The following is a 20,780-nucleotide window of genomic DNA, read 5'->3' as shown; positions in this document are numbered from 1 at the left end:
TCCGGCCGGTTGATGTCGATCAAGGACATGCGGCGCGCCTGCCGTCAAAGCGTCGCAGGATGCATCTGTTGGCAGGGCATGGCTCTGCCTTTATTGGAAGAACCATGCTGTTCTGGGTCATAGCCGCAATTCTCACGCTGGGTGCGAGCCTGGCGGTGCTGCTGCCGCTGGCCGCCAGCTCGAACGGCGCGTCGTCGACCGGCGATCACGATCTGGAAGTCTATCGCGATCAGTTGTCCGAACTTGATCGCGACGCCGCGCGTGGCTTGATCCAGCCGGCCGAAGCGACTGAAGCGCGCGCCGAGATCGCGCGCCGCATCCTTCGCCTCGACAATGCGGCAGCGGCCGGCAAGGCATCCGTCAGGCAGGCCTCGGTCGCGGCGAGGCTGGTGGCAACCGCGGCCGTTCTGGCGGTCCCGCTGGTCAGCTGGGGGCTCTACAGCCAGCTCGGGTCTCCCGACCTGCCGTCGCAACCGCTCAGTGAACGATTGGCCAAGAATCCGGCCGACAGTTCGGTGGACGAGTTGGTGGCGCGGGCCGAGGCCCATCTTGCCGCCAATCCATCCGATGGCAGGGGGTGGGATGTGCTCGCCCCCGTCTATCTGCGCATGCAGCGCTTTTCCGATGCTGCGGCGGCCTATCGCAACGCCATTCGCCTCGACGGCGACAGCGCGGTCCGCCGGGCCGGTCTTGGCGAGGCGATCGCCAATGCGGCAGGCGGCATTGTCTCGGCCGATGCCCAGGATGCCTTTGAGGCCGCACTGAAGCTCGATCCGGCCAATGCGAAAGCCAGCTTCTACCTGGCCATGGCGCTGGCGCAGGAGGGCCGCGCCAAGGAGGCGGTCGCGTCCTGGCAGGCGATGCTGGGCAGGCTGCCGCCGGATTCGCCATGGCGCGGCGCGGTCGAGCAGGCGCTGGCCAAATCCGGCAGCCCCGAAGTCGCCTCCGGCGGCGCCACCAACGGCCCCAATGCCGGCGATGTCGACGCCGCTTCCTCCATGTCTCCCGCCGACAGGGAAGCCATGATCAACACCATGGTCGCCGGTCTCGACGACAAACTGCGGCAGAATCCGCGCGACCCGGAAGGATGGATGCGGCTCGTTCGTTCGTATGTCGTGCTCGGCAAGGCCGACCAGGCGCGTGACGCGCTGGGTCGCGCTATTGCCGTCTTCGGAGCCGACAGTGACGAAGCCAAGAAATTCACCGCCTTTGCCGCCTCGCTTGGCCTGACGGCGACGGAGTAGGACTGACATGACGCGCAAGCAGAAACGATTGTCGGTGATCGCGGGCGGGCTGGCCTTCCTGGGCGCCGCCACCGGGCTGACCTTCTATGCGCTTGGCCAGAAGGCGTCCTATTTCTACATGCCGGCCGACCTCACCACCGCCAGTGTCCAGCCCGGCCAGCGCATCAGGCTGGGCGGACTGGTCGAAAAAGGCACGATCCAGCGCGGGCAGGGGGCGACGGTCGCCTTTTCGGTCACCGACACGCACAAATCGGTCAAAGTCACCTACACCGGCATCCTGCCCGACCTTTTCCGCGAAGAGCAGGGCGTCATCACCGAGGGCAGTTTCGGCCCTGACGGCACCTTCGTTGCCGACAGCGTGCTGGCCAAGCATGATGAGCGCTACATGCCCAAGGAGGTGGCCGACGGCTTGAAGGCCAAGGGCGTCTGGCAGGAGAGCAAGAGTGAGTAAGCAGGTTCCGCAAAGGGATCCCACGGTTTTGCGGCAAGAACCTGCGGCAAAACAAAAGTCTAGGCGCAACCATGGTTGAAACCGGACATTTCGCGCTGGTCCTGGCCTTTGCGCTTTCGCTGGTGCAGACCATCGTGCCGTTGTTTGGCGCACGCCTGAACAACCAGCGCCTGATGGCTGTCGGCGGTCCGGTCGCGGTGACAGGCTTTGCCTTGACGGCGCTGTCCTTCGTAGCGCTCGCGAGCGCCTATGCGAGTTCCGACTTCTCGGTGGCGAGCGTGTGGGAAAACTCGCATTCGCTGCAGCCGCTGATCTACAAGATCACCGGAACCTGGGGCAATCACGAAGGCTCGATGCTGCTCTGGGTGCTGATCCTGACCTTCTTCGGCGCGCTTGTCGCCGCCTTCGGATCAAACCTGCCGGCGACGCTGCGCGCCAATGTGCTTGCCGTGCAAGGCGCCATCGGCGCCGCCTTCTTCCTGTTCATCCTGGCGACGTCCAACCCGTTCATCCGGCTCAATCCGGCGCCGATCGAAGGCCGCGATCTCAACCCGATCCTGCAGGACCTCGGCCTCGCCATTCACCCGCCGTTTCTCTATCTCGGCTATGTCGGCTTCTCGATCTGCTTTTCCTTCTCGGTCGCCGCCCTCATCGAAGGGCGCATCGACGCGTCCTGGGCGCGCTGGGTGCGGCCGTGGACGCTGGTCGCCTGGATGTTCCTGACCGGCGGCATCGCCATGGGATCGTACTGGGCCTACTACGAGCTCGGCTGGGGTGGTTTCTGGTTCTGGGACCCGGTCGAGAACGCCTCCTTCATGCCGTGGTTGGCCGGCACCGCGCTGCTGCATTCGGCCATCGTCATGGAAAAGCGCTCGGCACTTAAGATCTGGACGCTGCTGCTCGCCATCCTGACTTTTTCGCTGTCGCTGCTCGGCACCTTCCTGGTCCGCTCGGGCGTGCTGACCTCCGTCCACGCCTTCGCCACCGATCCGACACGCGGCGTCTTCATCCTGTGCATCCTGACGCTGTTCATCGGCGGTTCGCTGGCGCTGTTCGCGCTGCGTGCCTCCCGGTTGACGGCCGGCGGCCTGTTTCACCCGATTTCGCGCGAAGGTGCGCTCGTCCTCAACAATCTGTTCCTGACCACGGCGACCGCGACCGTGCTCGTCGGCACGCTCTATCCGCTCGCCGTCGAGGCTTTCTCGGCCGACAAGATCTCGGTCGGCGCGCCGTTCTTCAACCTGACCTTCGGCCCGCTGATGGTGCCGCTGCTGGTGATGGTTCCGTTCGGGCCGCTGCTGGCCTGGAAGCGCGGCGATGTCTTCGCCGTCGCCCAACGCCTGATGGTGGCCTTTGCCGCCGCCCTTCTGGCGACGCTGGTCACTGCTCTGTTCATCGACGGCGCCTCTGTGTTCGCCGCACTTGGCGTCGGCCTCGCCGTCTGGCTGATCCTTGGCGCGCTCACCGATCTCGCGGTCAAGTCAGGCTTCGGCAACGTTGCTGCCGGGAACGTGGTCAGGCGCCTGCTCGGCTTGCCGCGCTCGGTCTTCGGCACTGCCTTTGCGCATCTTGGCCTTGGCCTTACCACGCTCGGCATCGTCGGCACGCTGTGCTTTGGCACGGAAAAAATCCTGTCGATGCATGCCGGCGAAACCGTCGAACTGTCCGGCCACGCGCTGCGTTTCGTCGGGCTTTACCCTGCCCAGGGTCCGAACTACAGCGAGGATCGCGGCCGCTTCGAACTGATCGGTGTCAGCGGCAGCGCGATTGGCGAAATCAGTTCCGCCAAGCGTTTCTATCCGGTGCGCCAGATGACGACGACGGAGTCGGGCATCAGGACGATGGGCCTCTCCCAGCTCTACATCTCGCTCGGCGACGAGGGCAAAGACGGCTCCGTCGTGGTGCGCCTGTGGTGGAAGCCGCTGGTGACGCTGATCTGGGGCGGCGGCCTGGTGATGATGGCAGGCGCGGCCATGTCGCTGATGGACAGGCGCCTGCGTGTCGGCGCACCGTCGCGCCGGCGCAAGCAGGCCAGTGCCGTGCCGTCCGCGGGCCTGCCATGAGCGCACGGCTTTCGCTGATCTCGATCGTGCTGCTGGCGCTGCTTTTCGCCGGCGCGGCACAGGCGGTGAAGCCAGACGAGATGCTGGCCGATCCGGCGCTCGAGGCGAGGGCGCGGGCGCTATCCGAAGGCCTACGCTGCATGGTCTGCCAGAACCAGTCGATCGACGAATCTGACGCCGATCTGGCCCGCGACCTGCGCATCCTTGTGCGCCAGCGCCTCGTTGCCGGCGATACCGATCAGCAGGTGATGGACTATGTCGTGTCGCGCTACGGCGAGTTCGTCCTGCTGAAGCCGCGCTTCGAGCTGCGCAATGCCTTGCTGTGGGGTACGCCGGTCATCCTGCTGCTCGTTGGCGGCATTTTCATTGTGATGACCGCGCGGTCGCGTCGCACGCTGGCAACAAAATCCCTGTCCGCCGAAGAGCAGGCATCGTTGGACGCCATTTTGCGCCGCGACTGACGGTCACGAACGTCACCAAACATTACCAAAATTTCATGCGTCGGAAATAGCGCTGTAATGTGCGCCTCTCTAATTCTCTTTCCCGAGGATGCCGATCAAGGGCGTCCATTTGAAAGAGGATACGAGACCCCATGAGTATTGCCCCCAATTCATATTCCGTCACCCGCAAGCGTCTGATGGCCGCCGTCGCATCCATCGCCGTTGCCGGCGCGATCGGCATCGGTGCGCTGACGACTGGAACAGGGCCCGTTCTGGCTGATGCCGTGCGTGTCGAGGCGCCGCAGGTGCCGGGCTTCGCCGACGTCGTCGAGCGCGTTTCTCCGGCTGTGGTCAGCGTCAAGGTCAAGGCCAAGATCAGCCCGGTGGCCGATGACGGCTCCGATCAGTCCGACGATCCGGACGGCATGAACAACCTGCCCAACAATCCGCAGTTGCGCCGCTTCTTCAAGGAATTCCGTGGTTTTGGCGATCAGAACGGCGAGGGTGGCGGTAATCGCCGCTTCAGCCACCGCGACCACAACAACGACCAGCCGCGACCGGTTGCACAGGGTTCCGGCTTCTTCATCTCCGATGATGGCTATCTGGTCACCAACAACCACGTCGTCGAGGAAGGCTCGGCCTTCACCGTGGTGATGAATGACGGCAAGGAACTCGACGCCAAGCTGATCGGCACCGACCCGCGCACTGATCTCGCCGTGCTCAAGGTCGACGGCGTCGGCAAGTTCACCTATGTCGACTTCGCGGACGACTCCAAGGTCCGCGTCGGCGACTGGGTGGTGGCCGTCGGCAATCCGTTCGGCCTCGGCGGCACGGTTACCGCCGGCATCGTCTCGGCCCGTGGCCGCGACATCGGCGCTGGCCCCTATGACGACTTCATCCAGATCGATGCTTCGGTCAATCGCGGCAATTCGGGCGGCCCGACCTTCAACCTCAACGGTCAGGTCGTCGGCATCAACACCGCGATCTTCTCGCCGTCAGGTGGCAGCGTCGGCATCGCCTTCGACATTCCGGCTTCGACCGCCAAGCAGGTCGTTCAGGACCTGATGAAGAGCGGTTCCGTGCAGCGTGGCTGGCTCGGTGTCGAAATCCAGCCGGTCACCTCCGACATCGCCGAATCGCTGGGCCTGAAGTCGCAGAATGGGGCCTTGGTTTCCAGTGCCCAGGACGAGGGTCCCGGCAAGAAGGCCGGCATCATTGCTGGTGACGTGATCACCCAGGTCGACGGCAAGGACGTTGCTTCGCCGAAGGAACTGGCCCGGCTGATCGGCGCCTACTCGCCCGGCAAGTCGGTCGATGTCACCGTGTGGCGTGATGGCAAGAGCCAGACGGTCAAGGTCGATCTCGGCAAACTGCCTTCGAGCGACAAGCAGGCATCGGCCGACCAGCAGCAGCCCGCCGCTCCGGCCAAGCCCGACTCGCTGGCCGATCTCGGCCTGACCGTCACCAAGTCCGAAAACGGCAAGGGGCTTGTGGTGACCGATGTCGATCCCGACAGCGATGCCGCCGACCGCGGCATCCAGCCGGGCGACATCATCACATCGGTCAATTCGACCGAAGTGAACGCCACCGACGACGTCACCAAGGCGATGACCGAGGCGGTCAAGTCCGGCCGCAAGGCCGTGCTGATGCAGATCACCCGCGACGACAACAATCGTTTCGTCGCGCTGCCCGTCGCCAAGGGCTGAGGCACGCGCCGGAGCGTTCTTGTTTTCTCCCTGCGGATGAGGGCACTCCGGCGGCAGGTTCGACTTTTCCAGTGCGGCGGTTTCAACACCCCCGAGCCGCCGTACGGGAAAGCATGGAGGAGTGCGCGTTAGTCAGTCATCGCGCTCTCCCCGGCGGCAGCGGGCTTCCCATCGCCCGCTGCCGCACCCTCAAGGCATGTCGTCAAAAAAGCGTTTCAGCGGTCTTGGCGCAACGAGGTCGGGACAAGGATTTTTTTCGCGCGCGGCTTCGGATGATCTTGATCGCGATGCGCTTTGGCAAAGGCCACTATGCAGATGTCTGCCACTCAACCTTCCAGCGAAATCGCGTATAACGGTCCTATGAAGATTCTCGTCATAGAAGACGATCGCGAGGCTGCGGATTACTTGCAGAAAGCCTTCGCCGAGGCCGGTCACACGGCCCATGTTGCCGGAGACGGCGAAACCGGCTTTGCGCTCGCCGACGCTGGCGACTACGACGTGATGGTCATCGACCGGATGATGCCGCGCCGCGACGGCCTGTCGGTCATTGCCGGCCTGAGGTCTAGGGGCAACACGACGCCGGTGCTGATCCTGTCGGCGCTCGGCGAGGTCGACGACCGGGTCACCGGCCTGCGCGCCGGCGGCGACGACTATCTGACCAAGCCCTATGCCTTCTCTGAGCTTCTGGCCCGTGTCGAGGTGCTGAACCGCCGCGCCAGCGCCAAGGAAGCGGAAACCGTCTACCGCGTCGGCGATCTGGAACTCGACAGGCTGTCGCACTCGGTCCGCCGCGCGGCGCGCGAGATCACGCTGCAGCCGCGCGAATTCCGCCTGCTGGAATATCTGATGCGCCATGCCGGCCAGGTGGTGACGCGCACCATGCTGCTCGAAAATGTCTGGGACTATCATTTCGATCCGCAGACCAATGTCATCGACGTCCATGTTTCGCGGCTGCGCGGCAAGATCGAGAAGGGCTTCGACAAGTCCATACTGCATACCGTTCGCGGCGCCGGTTACATGCTGAAGAGCGGCTAGCAGCAGCATGGCCCTATCCGTGCCAGCCATCATGAAGACGACGGCAGCGCGGCTTTCGGCGCTCTATCTCCTGCTCTTCGCGCTCTGCGCCGTGCTGCTCGTCTTCTACATGACCTCGCTGTCGGCGCGCATGCTGACCGCGCAGACGCAGGAGACCATCAACGACGAAGTGCTCGGCCTCGCTCGCGCCTATCAGCGTGGCGGCCTGCCGATCCTGGTGCGCGTCGTCGAGCAGCGCTCGCGCCAGCCCGGCGCCAACCTCTATCTGATCGCCGACGCCAACGGCCAGATACTGACAGGCAACGTGCAGAGCCTGGAGCCGGGCGTGCTCGAAACCGAAGGCTGGACCAACAGCCCGTTCTCCTATCAGCGCTTTGGTGAGGGAGAGCTCGAGCGGCAGCGCAATCTGCCGGCGGACCAGAGCACCACTCAATCCGACCCGAACGAAGCGCAGGCGCAGGGCGAAAAGGGCCACAACGCCATTGCGCTGGTGCTTCGGCTGCCCAACCAGATGATCATGCTGGTCGGCCGCGACCTCGGCGAGCCAGAGCGGTTCCGCGCCGTCATCCGCCGCGCCCTGATGCTGGCGCTTGGCATGATGGGGCTGGGCGGACTGCTGATCTGGTTCTTTGTCGGTCGCGCCGCGCTGAAGCGCATCGACAGCGTGTCGGAAGCCAGCCGCCGCATCATGGGCGGCGATCTTTCCGGCCGGTTGCCGGTGACCGGCGCCGGTGACGAGTTCGACCGGCTATCCGAAAACCTCAATTCCATGCTGGCCAGGATCGCCACGCTCAACGAAGGCCTGAAACAGGTTTCCGACAACATCGCGCATGATTTGAAGACGCCGCTGACCCGGCTGCGCAACCGAGCCGAGGCGACGCTTGCGGGCAAGCACAAGACCACCGATTACCGTCAGGCGCTGGAAGGCACGATTGCCGAATCCGACCAGCTGATAAAAACCTTCAACGCCATCCTGATGATCTCCCGGCTGGAGGCTGGCTACTCCTCAGAGAACACCAACCGCGTCGATCTTGCGGAAGCCGTGCGCGATGTCGTCGAGCTCTACGAACCGGTGGCGGAGGAGGCAGGCGTCTCGCTGGAGACAGACGTGCGGGAAACTGTCTTCGTCAACGGCAACCGCGAATTGATCGGCCAGGCACTGTCGAACATCGTCGACAACGCCATCAAATATTCGACCGACTCCAACGCTCAACCGGCCGTGCGCGTGGCTGTTGAGCGGATCGGTACCGAAGTTCGACTGTCGGTTGCCGACAATGGCCAGGGCATTCCGGACGATGGCGACCGTGCCCGCGCGACCGAGCGTTTCGTGCGGCTGGAGAAAAGCCGTTCGCAGCCGGGTTCCGGTCTTGGCCTGAGCCTCGCCAAGGCGGTCATGACCTTCCACAGTGGCCGACTTGATCTCTTGCCTGGCAATCCCGGATTATCCGTGGTCATGAGTTTCCCCTCGCGGGAGGATCACTTATGAGTGCGGCTGCGAAGCAGGTGGAGACGGATTGGCTGCTGAAGCCGCTCGCCAGGCTTGCTCCGCTCGACGAAAATCGGGCTCGGCAAGAGTTGGCCGAGATCACTTCCGCGGCGCGGGAAGAGGGGCTGGCGCGGTTGGCCAATTTCCTGGCCGGCCAGGGGCCAAGCCAGGATTTCCTGGCAGCCGTCTTCGATCTGTCGCCGTTCCTGCGCGATACGGCGCGTCGCCGGCCGCAGATTTTGGACGGCCTGTTCGAACAGACGGTCGAGGCGCGGCTGAAAGCGATCGGCGCCGCCATCGGCCAGGCGCATTTGGTCGAGGCAGTCTCGGAATCCGGCCTGATGATGGAACTGCGCCAGTGGAAGGCCGAGGCGCATTTCCTGATCGCTTTGGCCGATCTTGCCGGCGAAGCCGAAACGGCACTGACGGTGCGGCGGTTGAGCGACCTTGCCGACGCTTGTACCCGCGCTGCCGTCGACTTCCTGCTTCGCGACGCCCATGGCCAGGGCAAGCTCAAACTGCCGGATCTCGACGATCCGTCGAGGCAATCGGGCTGGATCCTGCTCGGGATGGGCAAGCTTGGCGCGCATGAGCTGAATTTTTCCTCCGACATCGATCTCGTCGTCTTCTTCGATCCGGAAGCGCCCGCCGTCGTTGATCCACTTGATGCCACCGAGCTGTTTTCGCGCCTGACGCGTCGCCTGGTGCGCATCCTGCAGGACCGCACCGAGCACGGTTATGTCTTCCGCACTGATCTCAGGTTGCGCCCCGATCCCGGTTCGACACCGCTGGCGATCCCTGTCGAGGCAGCGCTGCGCTATTATGAGGCGCGCGGCCAGAACTGGGAGCGCGCCGCGATGATCAAGGCGCGTCCAGTCGCCGGCGACCTCGCCGCCGGCGCTGCCTTCCTCAAGGAGTTGCAGCCCTACATCTGGCGCAAATACATGGACTACGCGGCGATTGCCGACGTCCATTCGATCAAGCGCCAGATCCACGCCCACAAGGGCCATGGCGAGATCGCCGTGAAGGGCCACAACGTCAAGCTCGGGCGCGGCGGCATCCGCGAGATCGAGTTCTTCGTCCAGACCCAGCAGCTCATCGCCGGCGGACGTTTCCCGGAACTGCGCGGGCGAGAGACCGTGCCGATGCTCGGCCAGCTTGCGGCGCGCAGCTGGATTACATCAGACGCCCGCGATGCGCTGGCTCGTCAGTACTGGTTCCTGCGGCGTGTCGAACATGCCGTGCAGATGGTTGCCGACGAGCAGACGCACACGCTGCCGGAAGACGACGAAGGGCTGGAGCGCATCGCCCACATGCTCGGCTTTGCCGATGCGGCCGACTTTTCCCAGGCCTTTCGTGCCTCGCTGCAACAGGTCGAGCGCCATTACGCCGCCCTGTTTGAAACCGCGCCGGAGCTTTCGACAGGCATCGGCAATCTGGTCTTCACCGGCGATGTCGACGATCCCGATACGCTGCGGACCTTGCACGGTCTTGGCTTCCAGCGGCCGAGCGACATCTGCCGGGTCATCCGCGGCTGGCATTTCGGCCGCTATCGCGTCACCCGGTCCGCGGAAGCGCGCGAACGGCTGACGGAACTGACGCCGGCGCTGCTGCGATCCTTCGGCCAGACCCGCCGGGCCGACGAAGCCTTGATACGCTTCGACGAGTTTCTCGCTGGCCTGCCTGCCGGTATCCAGCTGTTTTCGTTGCTGCAATCCAATTCGGCGCTGCTGAAGCTCATGGCGACGATCATGGGTGCCGCACCCCGGCTGGCGGCGATCATCACCCGCCGGCCGCATGTCTTCGATGGCTTGCTCGACCCGGCCTTGCTGACTGAATTGCCGGACCGTGCCTATCTGTCGGCCCGGCTTTCCGCCTTTGTCGAGGGCGACCGGCCTTATGAGGACGTGCTCGACCGGCTGCGCATTTTTGCCTCCGAGCAAAAGTTCTTGATCGGTGTCCGCTTGCTGGCCGGCTCGATCGATCCGGCTCGGGCCGGCCGCGCCTTTTCCGATCTTGCGGATCTCACCATCGAGGCGGCGTTACAGGCGGTGACCGCCGAATTCGCGGCACGCCACGGCACGATTGCCGGCGGCGTGGTTTCGCTGCTCGGCATGGGTAAGCTGGGCAGCCGCGAGCTGACCGCCGGATCGGACGTCGACCTCATCCTGCTCTACGACCACGCGCCAAATGCCGAGGAATCCGATGGCGACAAGCCGCTGGCGCCTTCGCATTACTACACCCGCATGACGCAGCGGCTGATCGCGGCCGTGTCCGCGCCAACCGCGGAAGGCGTGCTCTACGAACTCGACCTACGCCTGCGGCCATCCGGCAACAAGGGGCCTGTGGCCACCCACGTCGATGCCTTCAAGAAGTACCAGCGCCAGGAGGCCTGGACGTGGGAGCACATGGCGCTGTCGCGGGCGCGTGCCATTGCCGGCGATGCCGGCCTGTGCAGCGAGGTTGAGGCGGAAGTGGCGGCAGTGCTTGGCCAGCCGCGCGACGCGGCAAAAGTGATGGCCGAGGCCTCCGATATGCGCGCCATGATCGAAAAGGAAAAGCCGCCGCGCGACCTATGGGACATCAAGCTGATCCCGGGCGGCCTGATCGATCTCGAATTCATCGCCCAGGTGGCCGTGCTCACCGGGCAGGTCGAAGCCGGGCCGCGTGCCCCGGCCTTGCCAATTGCACGTGCCCCGGCCGTTGCACGTGCCCCGGCCGTTAGACGTGCCACCGGCACGGCCGAAATCCTGTCCCGCCTGGCGCCGGGCTTTGCCGATGCCGGGGTCAGGCAGGAACTTGGCGAAGCCTACGCGCTCTATCTGGCGCTGACCCAGATGACGCGGCTGTGCCTTACCGGAGCCTTCGAGCGCGACGATGTTCCGCCGGGGCTTTCGGATCTGCTTCTGGCGGTGACTGACCTGCCGGATTTCGGTGTGCTGGAAGCGCACCTCCAGGAGACGTCGCAAAAGGTCAGGAAGGACTTTGACCTTTTGCTTCGTGCCGGACGACTGTGAAGCCGTTCGTCAGGCCGCATCGGGGGTGACGATGCAACAGGAGAAGACCATGAGAACGACAACCAAACTTGCCCTTGCCTTCGTCGCCCTGGCCGGCGCCGTCGGCACCACGGCCTATGCCGAAAACAGTGCCAGCGAAAAGCTGCGCGAGGGCACGATGATGCGCCTCAGCAAGGCGATGAGCGATTCCAACGGCACCATCAGCTTCGACCAGTTTTCCGACGCCATGAACGCGCGGCTGAAGAAACTCGTCGCCGACAATGGCGGCAAGCTGACCGTCGCCCAACTCGCCGATGCGCTGGAGAAGGCGCGTTTTGAGCAGATGGCCAAACGCATCATCGCCCGCTACGACACCAGGGGAGATGGCACGCTGACCACTGACGACATCACCAGTCGCCAGAAGAAGGTCTTTGCCATGCTCGACAGGAACAATGACGGCAAGATCGAGAAGAGCGAACTGCCGAAAGGCGACCGCTTTGGCCGTCATCGTGAATGGGATGGCGACGGCGACGATGGCGGCGGCATGCAGTGAGGCTGTCCGATCCAGGCTCCGGCGACGTCAGTCGGAGCCTGTGGTTGCTCTCAGGCCGCGACCTTGATCGCCGGCGCGGCCTTCTTCACCGGAATGCGCACCGACACGATCGTGCCGACACCTTCGGTCGAACGGATCTTCAGCGCACCGCCCTGGAGCTCGGCCAGCGAGCGTGAGATGGCGAGGCCCAGGCCGGACCCGGCATGGCTCTTGGAGAACTGATTCTGCACCTGTTCGAAGGGTCGGCCGAGCTTGCCGAGCGCGTCTTTAGGGATGCCGCAGCCATTGTCCTCGATGGTCAGCACCAGTGCGCCGGAGGTGTTGCGGGCCCTGACCGATATGTGGCCGCCCTGACCGGTGAATTTCACCGCGTTGGACAAGAGGTTGATGACGATCTGCTTGATCGCGCGGCGATCTGCGAACAGCGTCAGCGCGTCGGCGATACGTGTTTCCACGGTGATCGCCTTTTGCGCCGCCTGCAGCGAGACGACGCGAACCGTCTCGCTGATCAGCGGACCGAGGTCGATCTGTTCCTGGTCCAGCGAGAATTGGCCAGCCTCGATCTTGGACATGTCGAGAATGTCGTTGATGACGCCCAGCAGATATTTGCCGCTGCTGTTGATGTCGGTGGCATATTCCTCGTAGCGCTCTGACCCCAGAGGACCGAACAGGCCCTGTTCCATCAGTTCGGAGAAGCCGATGATGGCGTTCAGCGGCGTTCGCAGTTCATGTGACATATTGGCGAGGAATTCGGACTTCGCGCGGTTCGCCGCCTCGGCGCGTTCGGTTTCCTTCATGTATTTGCGGTTGAGGTCGACCAGTTCGCGCGATCGCTCCTCTTCGGCCCGGCGGGCGAGGCTCAGATCATGGATCGTCGCCATCAGCCGGCGCTCGCTGTCGACCAGCTTCTCCTGGTGCAGCTTGATCTGGGTGATGTCGGAGCCGACGGAGACGATGCCGCCGTCCCGGGTCCTCAGTTCGTTGACCTGCAGCCAGCGGCCGTCGGCCAGCTGCCGCTCGAAGGTCGCGCCGCCCTGCAGCCCGCTTGTGTTGGCAAGCCGCCGTTCGGAAGCGAAGGCCAGCATCCGGTCTTCCAGCACCGCGCGCGCGGTGCCCGGCATGACGTCGCGGTCCGAAAGTCCATTGTCCTGCTGGTATTTGGAATTGCACATGATCAGGCGCTGGGCCGAATCCCACAACACGAAGGATTCGTTGATGTTTTCGATCGCCGTTCTGAGGCGAAGGTCGGCCGCCTCGGAACGCAGCGCCAGATGGCGCTGTTCAGTGACGTCGACGGCGATGCCGATAAGCTGGATCTCCGGCGCTTCAGGATCGATGACCTGAGCCCGGGCGCGCATCCACACCCATTGGCCGTCGGCGTGTCGCATGCGGAACACCTGGTCGATATGGTCGATCTCACGGGCGACGATTCTGTTGGCGAGCTCGAACAGGTCGCCGTCCTCGGGATGGATGATCTCGTCGACCTCGCCGAACGACAGCATCGTGTCGCAGGGCTTGTAGCCGAGCATGTCGTACATCGAGCGCGACCAGTACATCTTGCCTCGCACCATGTCCCAGTCCCACAGGCCGCAGCGGCCGCGAACCAGCGCCATGTCGATGCGCTGATGCGCTTCGAGATAGATGCGATCGGCCGCCTGCGCGCGTGCTGCCTGGCCGAAATAGGCGTAGAGGATGATGATCAGCACGCCGGCCGTCAGCACGAACAGGGTGACGTTCAGCGAGACAGTCTTGCGCCAGGCGTCGAAAACCGCGTCCTGCGGTACCAGTGCCGCCGCGGCACCCTTTCGCCCGTTCGCCAGGCTGACCGCCGCATACCAGTCCCGTCCGCCGATGTTGACCTCCATGACGCCTGCGCGGTCGCCGAACATGAACAATGGCTGGCCACCCTCGACGAGGCCGTCGAGCGAATGGCTCTGCCATGGCACCGAGCGCGGTGTCACCGCGATGATCTTGAAAGCGCTGTCGGTGATGACGAGCACGTGGCTGCGGCCCATCGCGCCCTGACGGCTGGTGGTTTCCAACAGGTCCTGGATGGCGCCCGGCACCGTGTCCGAAGTGATGGCGAGCGAACTTGCCAGTTGACCCGCCGCCAGCGTGAGGATCGCCTTGGCGCTGCGTTCGATATCGTCGCGCTCGTTCATCAGCGACAGGACCCGCAGCGCCGCGATGACGATCAGGAAGGTGATGATGAGGGCCGGTATCGATCGGCGCAGCAGAGGCTCGGCGGCCAGAAGCCGCCGGTAGGCCGGTTCGGCGATGAGCCGCGTGTTCCCGGCAAGGCCGTCGCTTCGCGTCTCGCGATGCGCAAAAACCTTCCCCCCGGGCGCGCCCCACGCGTCCGCCTTCGCCATAAATGGCACTCCCCGAAGTTGCCTATGCTGCTTTGATCCGGCAAACGCCGCACATCCGAATCGTCAGTAAAGAATCAAAGGTGATTCGCCTTGTCCAGTGGTCCGGCGAAAAAAGATTAAAAATTGACTAAAATAGTGCCGAAACGGCCCTTTCCGGACGAGAGCGCACGCCTAGGCCAGCGTGCGATCGACAATATCGCTCAGATCAGCTGACAGGTCTCCGGCTTTCGCGATCGAAAGCAGCGCTTCCCTGGCCTTGGCCTGTCGGCCAGGTTCGAGTGAACGCCATGAGCGGAGTGCTGTCGCCAGCCTCGCCGCCAATTGCGGATTGCGCTTTTCGACCTCGAGCACGGTCTGCGAGAAGAACCGGTAGCCCTCGCCGTCCGCGCGGTGGAAGCCGGTCTGGTTGGCGCTGGAAAAGGTGCCGATCAACGAGCGCACACGGTTCGGATTATGCATCGAGAAAGCGGGATGAGCGGTCAGCGCGCGCACCGTGTCGACGGCCTGCGGACCGGGCACGCTGGCCTGGATCTGGAACCATTTGTCCATGATTAGCGGGTCGGAGCCATAAGTCGTCTCGAATGCAACCAGCGCCTGGATCGCCTGGGGCGAACCGTGGTGGCGATGGGCAAGCACGGCAAGGGCCGCGGCGCGGTCTGTCATGTTGGTCGCCGATTGGAAATGTGCGGCGGCAAGTGCTGCTCCTCCCGGCTGCATCGAGAGATAGTCCAGCAGGGTGTTGCGCAAGGCCCGTCGTCCGGCGCTCGCCGCATCCGGGCTGAACGCCGCTTTGTCGGCAAGCCCGTCGTAGAGGCCGGCAAAATTGTCAGGGTTGGCCGTGCCTATTGTCAGTGCAAGCGCCTCGCGGGCAGCGTAGATGGCGTCGGGGTCGATGTTGCTGCCGATATCGCGGGCAATGTCGGCTTCGCCAGGCAGCGCCAGCGCCAGCGCCCGGTAGGCCGGCTCCAGCGTCTCGTCGGCGGCGATGCCGCCGGCGAGTTCGGTCAGCCGCGACGCGAAAACCGGCTGCCTGCCGCCGAGGATCTCGCGGAAGGCGGCAATCAGCGCGTCGGTCAACAGCGTGTTGAAGGCCTGCCAGCGCGAGAAGGCGTCGCTGTCATGGCGGGCGAGGAAGAACTGGTCGTCGGCCTTCTGCTCGACGGACAGCGTCACCGGTGCCGAAAAACCGCGGTTGAGCGACACCGCCGGTCGCTCGGCAACACCTGAGAACCGCACCATGTGGCGGCGCTTGCGGACATGGATGACGCCGTCCTCGACGCTGGCGCCCTCGACGCCGCTGTAGTCGACCGGCTGGCCACCGGCGCCGATCAGGCCGAAGGCGAGCGGGATGTGCATCAGCCGCTTGCGGCTCTCGGAGGGTGTCGGCGGCACCGACTGCTCGATTTCGAGCATGAACTCCTGCGACGCCGGATTGTGCGTCGAACTGATGGTCAAATTGGGCGTGCCCGCCTGGTGGTACCAGAGCGCGAACTGCGACAAGTCGCGGCCGGATGCGTCCTCGAACACCTTGATGAAATCCTCGATCGTCGCCGCGTCGCCATCGTGCCGCTCGAAATAGAGATCCATACCGGCACGAAAGGCATCAGGCCCGAGAATGGTGCGGATCATGCGCACCACTTCGGAGCCTTTCTCATAGACAGTGGCCGTGTAGAAATTGTTGATCTCGCGGTAGCGGCGTGGCCGCACCGGATGCGCCAGCGGGCCCTGGTCCTCGGGAAACTGGTGGGAGCGCAGCGTGCGCACTTCAGCGATCCGCTTGACCGCGCGCGAGCGCTGATCAGCGGAGAATTCGTGGTCGCGGAAAACCGTCAGCCCTTCCTTCAGGCAGAGCTGGAACCAGTCGCGGCAAGTGATTCTGTTGCCTGTCCAATTGTGAAAATACTCATGCGCGATGATCGCCTCGATATTGGCGAAATCGGCGTCGGTCGCTGTCTCCTGATCGGCCAGCACATATTTGTCGTTGAAGATGTTGAGGCCTTTGTTCTCCATCGCGCCCATGTTGAAGTCGGACACGGCGACGATGTTGAAGACGTCGAGGTCGTATTCGCGGCCGAACGCCTCTTCATCCCATTTCATCGACCGCTTCAGGGCGTCCATCGCGTAGCCGGCCAGCTTTTCCTTGCCGGGCTCGACATAGATGCCGAGCTCGACCATGCGGCCGGACAGGGTGACGAAACTGTCGGCAACTTTGCCGAGATTGCCGGCCACCAGCGCGAACAGGTAGGACGGCTTGGGGAAGGGGTCGTGCCATCTAGCAAAGTGCCAGCCATCGCCGACGTCACCCTTGTCGACCAAGTTGCCGTTGGACAAAAGCAGCGGCGCCTCGTCGCGCAGGGCTTCGATGCGCACTGTGTAGACAGACAGGATGTCGGGGCGATCGAGGAAATAGGTGATGCGGCGAAAGCCCTCGGCCTCGCATTGCGTACAGTAGACATTGCTCGAGCGGTAAAGGCCCATGAGCGCTTCGTTGCCCACCGGCGCCAATTCGGTCTCTATGAGCAGCTGGAAGCGCCGCGCGGCCGGCGGCTCGAGGATGGTCAGCTGGTCTGGCGTCACCAGAATATCGGCCGGTTTCGCTTTCTTGCCGCCGATCTCGACGCGCTTGAGCGTCAGCCCGTCGCCGTCGAGCACCAACGGAGCCGACGCGGATACGCCATCACGGCGCTCGACCGTGAGCACGGCGGTGACGCGCGTTGCGTCTGGCGAAAGGCGGAAGGTGAGGTTGGTTTGCGGAATGAGGTAGTCATTGGGGCGGTAGTCTTCGAGTTTGAAGACCTGGCCGGTGTCCGTGCGCATTCCGTGGGTTTTCCTGTCGATTGCCTTGGCGGCGGATTGTTTCCGCTGGTCCAAGAAATTTGAAGTCCGCGCTCTTTACACGAAACAGCCCCTCGACAAAACTGAGACGGCGCCTATTTCAGGCGTTCCTCCTCCCATTCATCATCACGAGGCCTCCATGACCGTCGTCACGCCGAAATTCGGGATGGGCGCATCCGTGCTGCGGCGCGAGGATGCTGCCTTTATCCAGGGCCAGGGCCGCTACACCGACGACATCCAGCCGGCTGGCGTCCTGCATGGCTATGTCCTGCGCTCGCCGGTCGCCAAGGCCAGCTTCACCATCGGTTCGACCGAGGCGGCGAAGACAGCACCCGGCGTGCATCTGGTGCTGATCGGCAAGGACCTTGCCCATCTCGGCGATCTCAAGTCCGGCGTCATGCAGCAACAGCCGGACGGCACCAAGGCGCCGACCCGCGACATTCCGGTCCTGTGCCGTGACCGCGTCAACTATGTCGGCGACGCCGTTGCCTTCGTTGTCGCCGACAGCCGCGCTTTGGCGCAGGATGCCGCCGAACTGATCGACGTCGACTATGACAGCGAAGATGCGGCGTCCGGAACGGCGACGGCGCTCGCCGAAGATACGCCGCTGGTCTGGCCGGAACTCGGCTCGAATCGGGCCTTCAGCTACCATACGGGCGACAAGAAAAAGACGGACGCGGCTTTCGCCAGGGCCGCCCATGTCACCCGCATCGAATTCGTCAACAACCGGCTGGTCTGCAACTACATGGAGCCGCGCTCGGCGATCGGCGAGTGGAACGTTGAGGAGAACCGCTTCGTGCTGACCACGGGATCACAGGGCGTGCATTCCATGCAGTACATCCTCGCCAGCCTGTTCAAGATCAAGAAGGACCAGTTGCGTGTCATCACGCCGGATGTCGGCGGCGGTTTCGGGCCGAAGAGCTTCGTCTACCGCGAATACCCGCTGGTGCTCGAGGCGGCGAAGCGGCTTGGCCGTCCGGTGAAATGGGCCGGCGACCGCACCGAACACTTCCTGACCGACGCGCAAGGCCGCGACAATGTCGTGAAGGCCGAGATGGCGCTGGACAAGGATGGCCGCTTCCTTGGCATGAAGGTGGACCTGCTCGCCAATATGGGCGCCTATGTCTCGCAATACGGTCCCTACATTCCCTATATCGGCGTCACCATGTCGACCGGCGTCTACGACATCCAGGCGCTCGACGTGTCGGTCACCGGCCTCTACACCAACACCTGCCCGGTCGATGCCTATCGCGGCGCGGGCCGGCCGGAAGCGGCGTTCCTGCTGGAAAAGCTAGTCGATGCCTGCGCCCACGATCTGGGTCTGCCCGTCGAAGAAATCCGGCGCCGCAATTTCATCCGGCCTGAACAATTTCCCTACCGCACGCAGACCGGCCGCCTCTACGACACTGGCGAGTTTGAAGGCCATATGACCCGCGCCATCGAACAGGCGGAATGGAAGGCCTTTCCGCAGCGGCTCGAACAGTCGAAAGCAGGTGGAAAGATCCGCGGCCTCGGCATGGCGACCTATATCGAGGCCTGCGCCTTTCCGGGGTCGGAACCGGCCTTTGTCGAACTCAACGGCGACGGCACGGTGACGTTGAAGATCGGCACTCAGACCAACGGGCAGGGGCATGCCACCGCCTACGCGCAGTTCCTGTCGGAAAAGCTCAATCTCGACATTGACAAGATCCATGTCCGCCAGGGGGATACCGACGAGCTGAAGGCCGGCGGCGGCACTGGCGGCTCGCGCTCCATTCCGCTCGGTGGCGTTTCGGCGTCGCGCGCCGGTGAGGATCTGGCCAACAAGATCAAGCGCATCGCCGCCGATGAGCTGGAGGCCTCGGCCGGCGACATCGAATTGTCGGACGGCGTTGCCCGCATCGTCGGCACCGATCGCACGATCGATTTTTCCGCCATCGCCAAGGCCGCCAGGACGCCGGATGATCTCAAGGGGTTCGGCGAGTTCGAGCAGGACGAGTGCACCTATCCCAACGGCACCCATATCTGCGAGGTCGAGATCGACCCCGACACCGGCACCACCGACATCGTCCGCTACACCATTGTCGACGATTTCGGCGTCACCGTGAATCCGATCCTGCTCGCCGGTCAGGTGCATGGCGGCGTGGTGCAAGGCATTGGCCAGGCGCTGACCGAGGACACCATCTACGGCGAGGATGGACAGCTGTTGACGGCGAGCTTCATGGATTACGCCATGCCGCGCGCCGACAATTTCCCGTTCTTCCATTTCGAGACCCGCAACGTGCCTTCGACCACCAATGCGCTGGGCATCAAGGGGGCAGGCGAAGCCGGCACCATCGGCTCGACGCCGGCGGCACTCAACGCGGTGACGGACGCGCTCTGGCGCGCCTACGGTGTCAAGCACATCGACATGCCGGCGACGCCAGCGCGCATCTGGGCAACGATCCGGGGAGCGGCTAGACCATGATCCCGAAAAGTGGGAACCGGTTTTCGGAAAAGACTATGGTCAGGCAAGAAAACAGAGATCCATTCCGATCATATCGGGATGGATCAGACTCGTGACAGCAAAACCAGGTCAGGCCGCAGCAGCCAGCGACCATCCCGTCGGGCACAGCACGCTCACCGGCATCACGCTCAAGATCGTTTCGGTGGCGGTCTTCGTCGGCATGTCGACCTGCATCAAGGCGGCGGGCACCGTGCCGGCGGGCCAGATCGTCTTCTTCCGCTCCTTCTTCGCCATCTTTCCGATCATTGCCTTTCTCGCCTTCAAGGGAAAACTCGGCACTGCGTTTTCGACCAAGCGCCCGCTCAATCACATTGCGCGCGGTGTCGTCGGCGTCTGCGCCATGGGACTTGGCTTTTTCGCGCTGACGCGGCTGCCGCTGCCCGAGGCGATCACGCTGAACTACGCGCAGCCGCTGCTGGTGGTGGTGTTCAGTTCGATCTTCCTCGGCGAAGCCATCCGCGTCTATCGCTGGAGCGCGGTCGCCGTCGGCCTCGTCGGCGTGCTGATCATCTCCTGGCCGGAACTGACGCTGCTGAGCTCCGACGAGGCGCTTGACGACCAGGAGGTGCTCGGCGTCATCGCCGCTCTTGTCGCGGCGGCGATCTCGGCCGTTGCCATGCTGCTCGTGCGCAACCTCGTGCAAAGCGAACGCACCGCGACCATCGTGCTGTGGTTTTCGGTGACGGCGAGCGTCATGGCACTGCTCTCGTTGCCGTTCGGCTGGCAGGCGCTGACGCCGCTCCAGGCGGCTCTTCTTGTCGCTGCCGGCTTCTGCGGCGGCCTCGGCCAGATCCTGATGACTTCGGCCTATCGCCATGCCGAAGCCTCGGTCGTGGCGCCCTTCGAATACACCTCGATGATCCTTGGCGTCGTCGTCGGTTATGTCGTCTTTGGCGACGTTGCCACGCTCAACATGCTGGTCGGTGGCCTGATCGTCGTTGCCGCCGGGATCTTCATCATCTGGCGCGAGCGCCAGCTTGGTCTGCAGCGCACCCGCACGCGACGGGCGACTCTGCCTCAGGGGTGAGGAGAGGTCCGCATAGCGGACGGAAAGCCAATTGCTTGGCTTTCCGAACGACGAACGCCCCGAGCGAAAGCGAAGGGCCGGGTCAGG

At 64.0% G+C, this 20,780-nt stretch carries 13 protein-coding genes; 11 read left to right on the top strand and 2 right to left on the bottom strand.

What is annotated here, in order from left to right; translation table 11 throughout:
• The first annotated feature begins 104 nt into the window (after positions 1-104).
• The 9 genes from ccmI (at position 105) to AC1D2G_RS20895 (ending at position 11,974) form a co-directional block, all read left to right on the top strand.
• On the top strand, positions 105-1,244 hold the full coding sequence (ccmI, locus tag AC1D2G_RS20935; RefSeq protein ID WP_457150985.1) for a c-type cytochrome biogenesis protein CcmI: 1,140 nt from the start codon (positions 105-107) through the stop codon (positions 1,242-1,244).
• A gap of 7 nt (positions 1,245-1,251) precedes the next feature.
• Positions 1,252-1,695, top strand: a complete 444-nt coding sequence (ccmE, locus tag AC1D2G_RS20930) for a cytochrome c maturation protein CcmE (RefSeq protein ID WP_095089931.1) — start codon at positions 1,252-1,254, stop codon at positions 1,693-1,695.
• Positions 1,696-1,766: 71 nt separating this feature from the next.
• The gene (locus AC1D2G_RS20925) at positions 1,767-3,758 is read left to right on the top strand and encodes a heme lyase CcmF/NrfE family subunit (protein ID WP_477416372.1); all 1,992 of its coding nucleotides are present in this window, start codon (positions 1,767-1,769) and stop codon (positions 3,756-3,758) included.
• Positions 3,755-4,219 carry a cytochrome c-type biogenesis protein gene (locus tag AC1D2G_RS20920; RefSeq protein WP_477416370.1) on the top strand — a complete coding sequence of 155 codons (465 nt, stop codon included), beginning with the start codon at positions 3,755-3,757 and terminating at the stop codon, positions 4,217-4,219. Before AC1D2G_RS20925 ends, AC1D2G_RS20920 begins: the two co-directional genes overlap by 4 nt.
• 131 nt (positions 4,220-4,350) lie before the next feature.
• Positions 4,351-5,904, top strand: a complete 1,554-nt coding sequence (locus AC1D2G_RS20915) for a Do family serine endopeptidase (protein ID WP_457150981.1) — start codon at positions 4,351-4,353, stop codon at positions 5,902-5,904.
• A gap of 360 nt (positions 5,905-6,264) precedes the next feature.
• On the top strand, positions 6,265-6,939 hold the full coding sequence (locus AC1D2G_RS20910) for a response regulator transcription factor (RefSeq protein ID WP_167392270.1): 675 nt from the start codon (positions 6,265-6,267) through the stop codon (positions 6,937-6,939).
• A gap of 7 nt (positions 6,940-6,946) precedes the next feature.
• Positions 6,947-8,425 (top strand): sensor histidine kinase, encoded by a 1,479-nt coding sequence (locus tag AC1D2G_RS20905; RefSeq protein ID WP_477416368.1) that lies wholly within the window; start codon positions 6,947-6,949, stop codon positions 8,423-8,425.
• Positions 8,422-11,442, top strand: coding sequence for a bifunctional [glutamine synthetase] adenylyltransferase/[glutamine synthetase]-adenylyl-L-tyrosine phosphorylase (locus AC1D2G_RS20900; protein ID WP_477416366.1), 3,021 nt, complete (start codon positions 8,422-8,424; stop codon positions 11,440-11,442). The genes AC1D2G_RS20905 and AC1D2G_RS20900 overlap by 4 nt, the downstream gene beginning before the upstream one ends.
• A 49-nt stretch (positions 11,443-11,491) precedes the next feature.
• Positions 11,492-11,974 (top strand): EF-hand domain-containing protein, encoded by a 483-nt coding sequence (locus AC1D2G_RS20895; protein WP_477416364.1) that lies wholly within the window; start codon positions 11,492-11,494, stop codon positions 11,972-11,974.
• Between the two features lie 50 nt (positions 11,975-12,024).
• On the opposite strand, the gene AC1D2G_RS20890 is transcribed toward AC1D2G_RS20895, so the two are convergent.
• Positions 12,025-14,346, bottom strand: coding sequence for a PAS domain-containing sensor histidine kinase (locus tag AC1D2G_RS20890; RefSeq protein ID WP_477416362.1), 2,322 nt, complete (start codon positions 14,344-14,346; stop codon positions 12,025-12,027).
• A 171-nt stretch (positions 14,347-14,517) separates the two neighbouring features.
• Positions 14,518-17,163 (bottom strand): aminopeptidase N, encoded by a 2,646-nt coding sequence (gene pepN / locus AC1D2G_RS20885; RefSeq protein ID WP_477416360.1) that lies wholly within the window; start codon positions 17,161-17,163, stop codon positions 14,518-14,520.
• 157 nt (positions 17,164-17,320) lie between these two features.
• Between pepN and AC1D2G_RS20880 the strand changes: the two genes are divergently transcribed.
• Both AC1D2G_RS20880 and AC1D2G_RS20875 read left to right on the top strand, forming a co-directional pair.
• A complete protein-coding gene (locus AC1D2G_RS20880; protein ID WP_477416358.1) occupies positions 17,321-19,627 on the top strand; it encodes a xanthine dehydrogenase family protein molybdopterin-binding subunit in 2,307 nt (768 codons plus the stop codon).
• A gap of 91 nt (positions 19,628-19,718) precedes the next feature.
• The gene (locus AC1D2G_RS20875) at positions 19,719-20,693 is read left to right on the top strand and encodes a DMT family transporter (protein ID WP_477416356.1); all 975 of its coding nucleotides are present in this window, start codon (positions 19,719-19,721) and stop codon (positions 20,691-20,693) included.
• Positions 20,694-20,780: the final 87 nt, after the last annotated feature.

This window comes from Mesorhizobium sp. P2_C7, assembly GCF_056404515.1.
The sequence above is the reverse complement of the archived record's forward strand: the minus strand, read 5'-3'. Positions and strand labels throughout refer to the sequence as shown.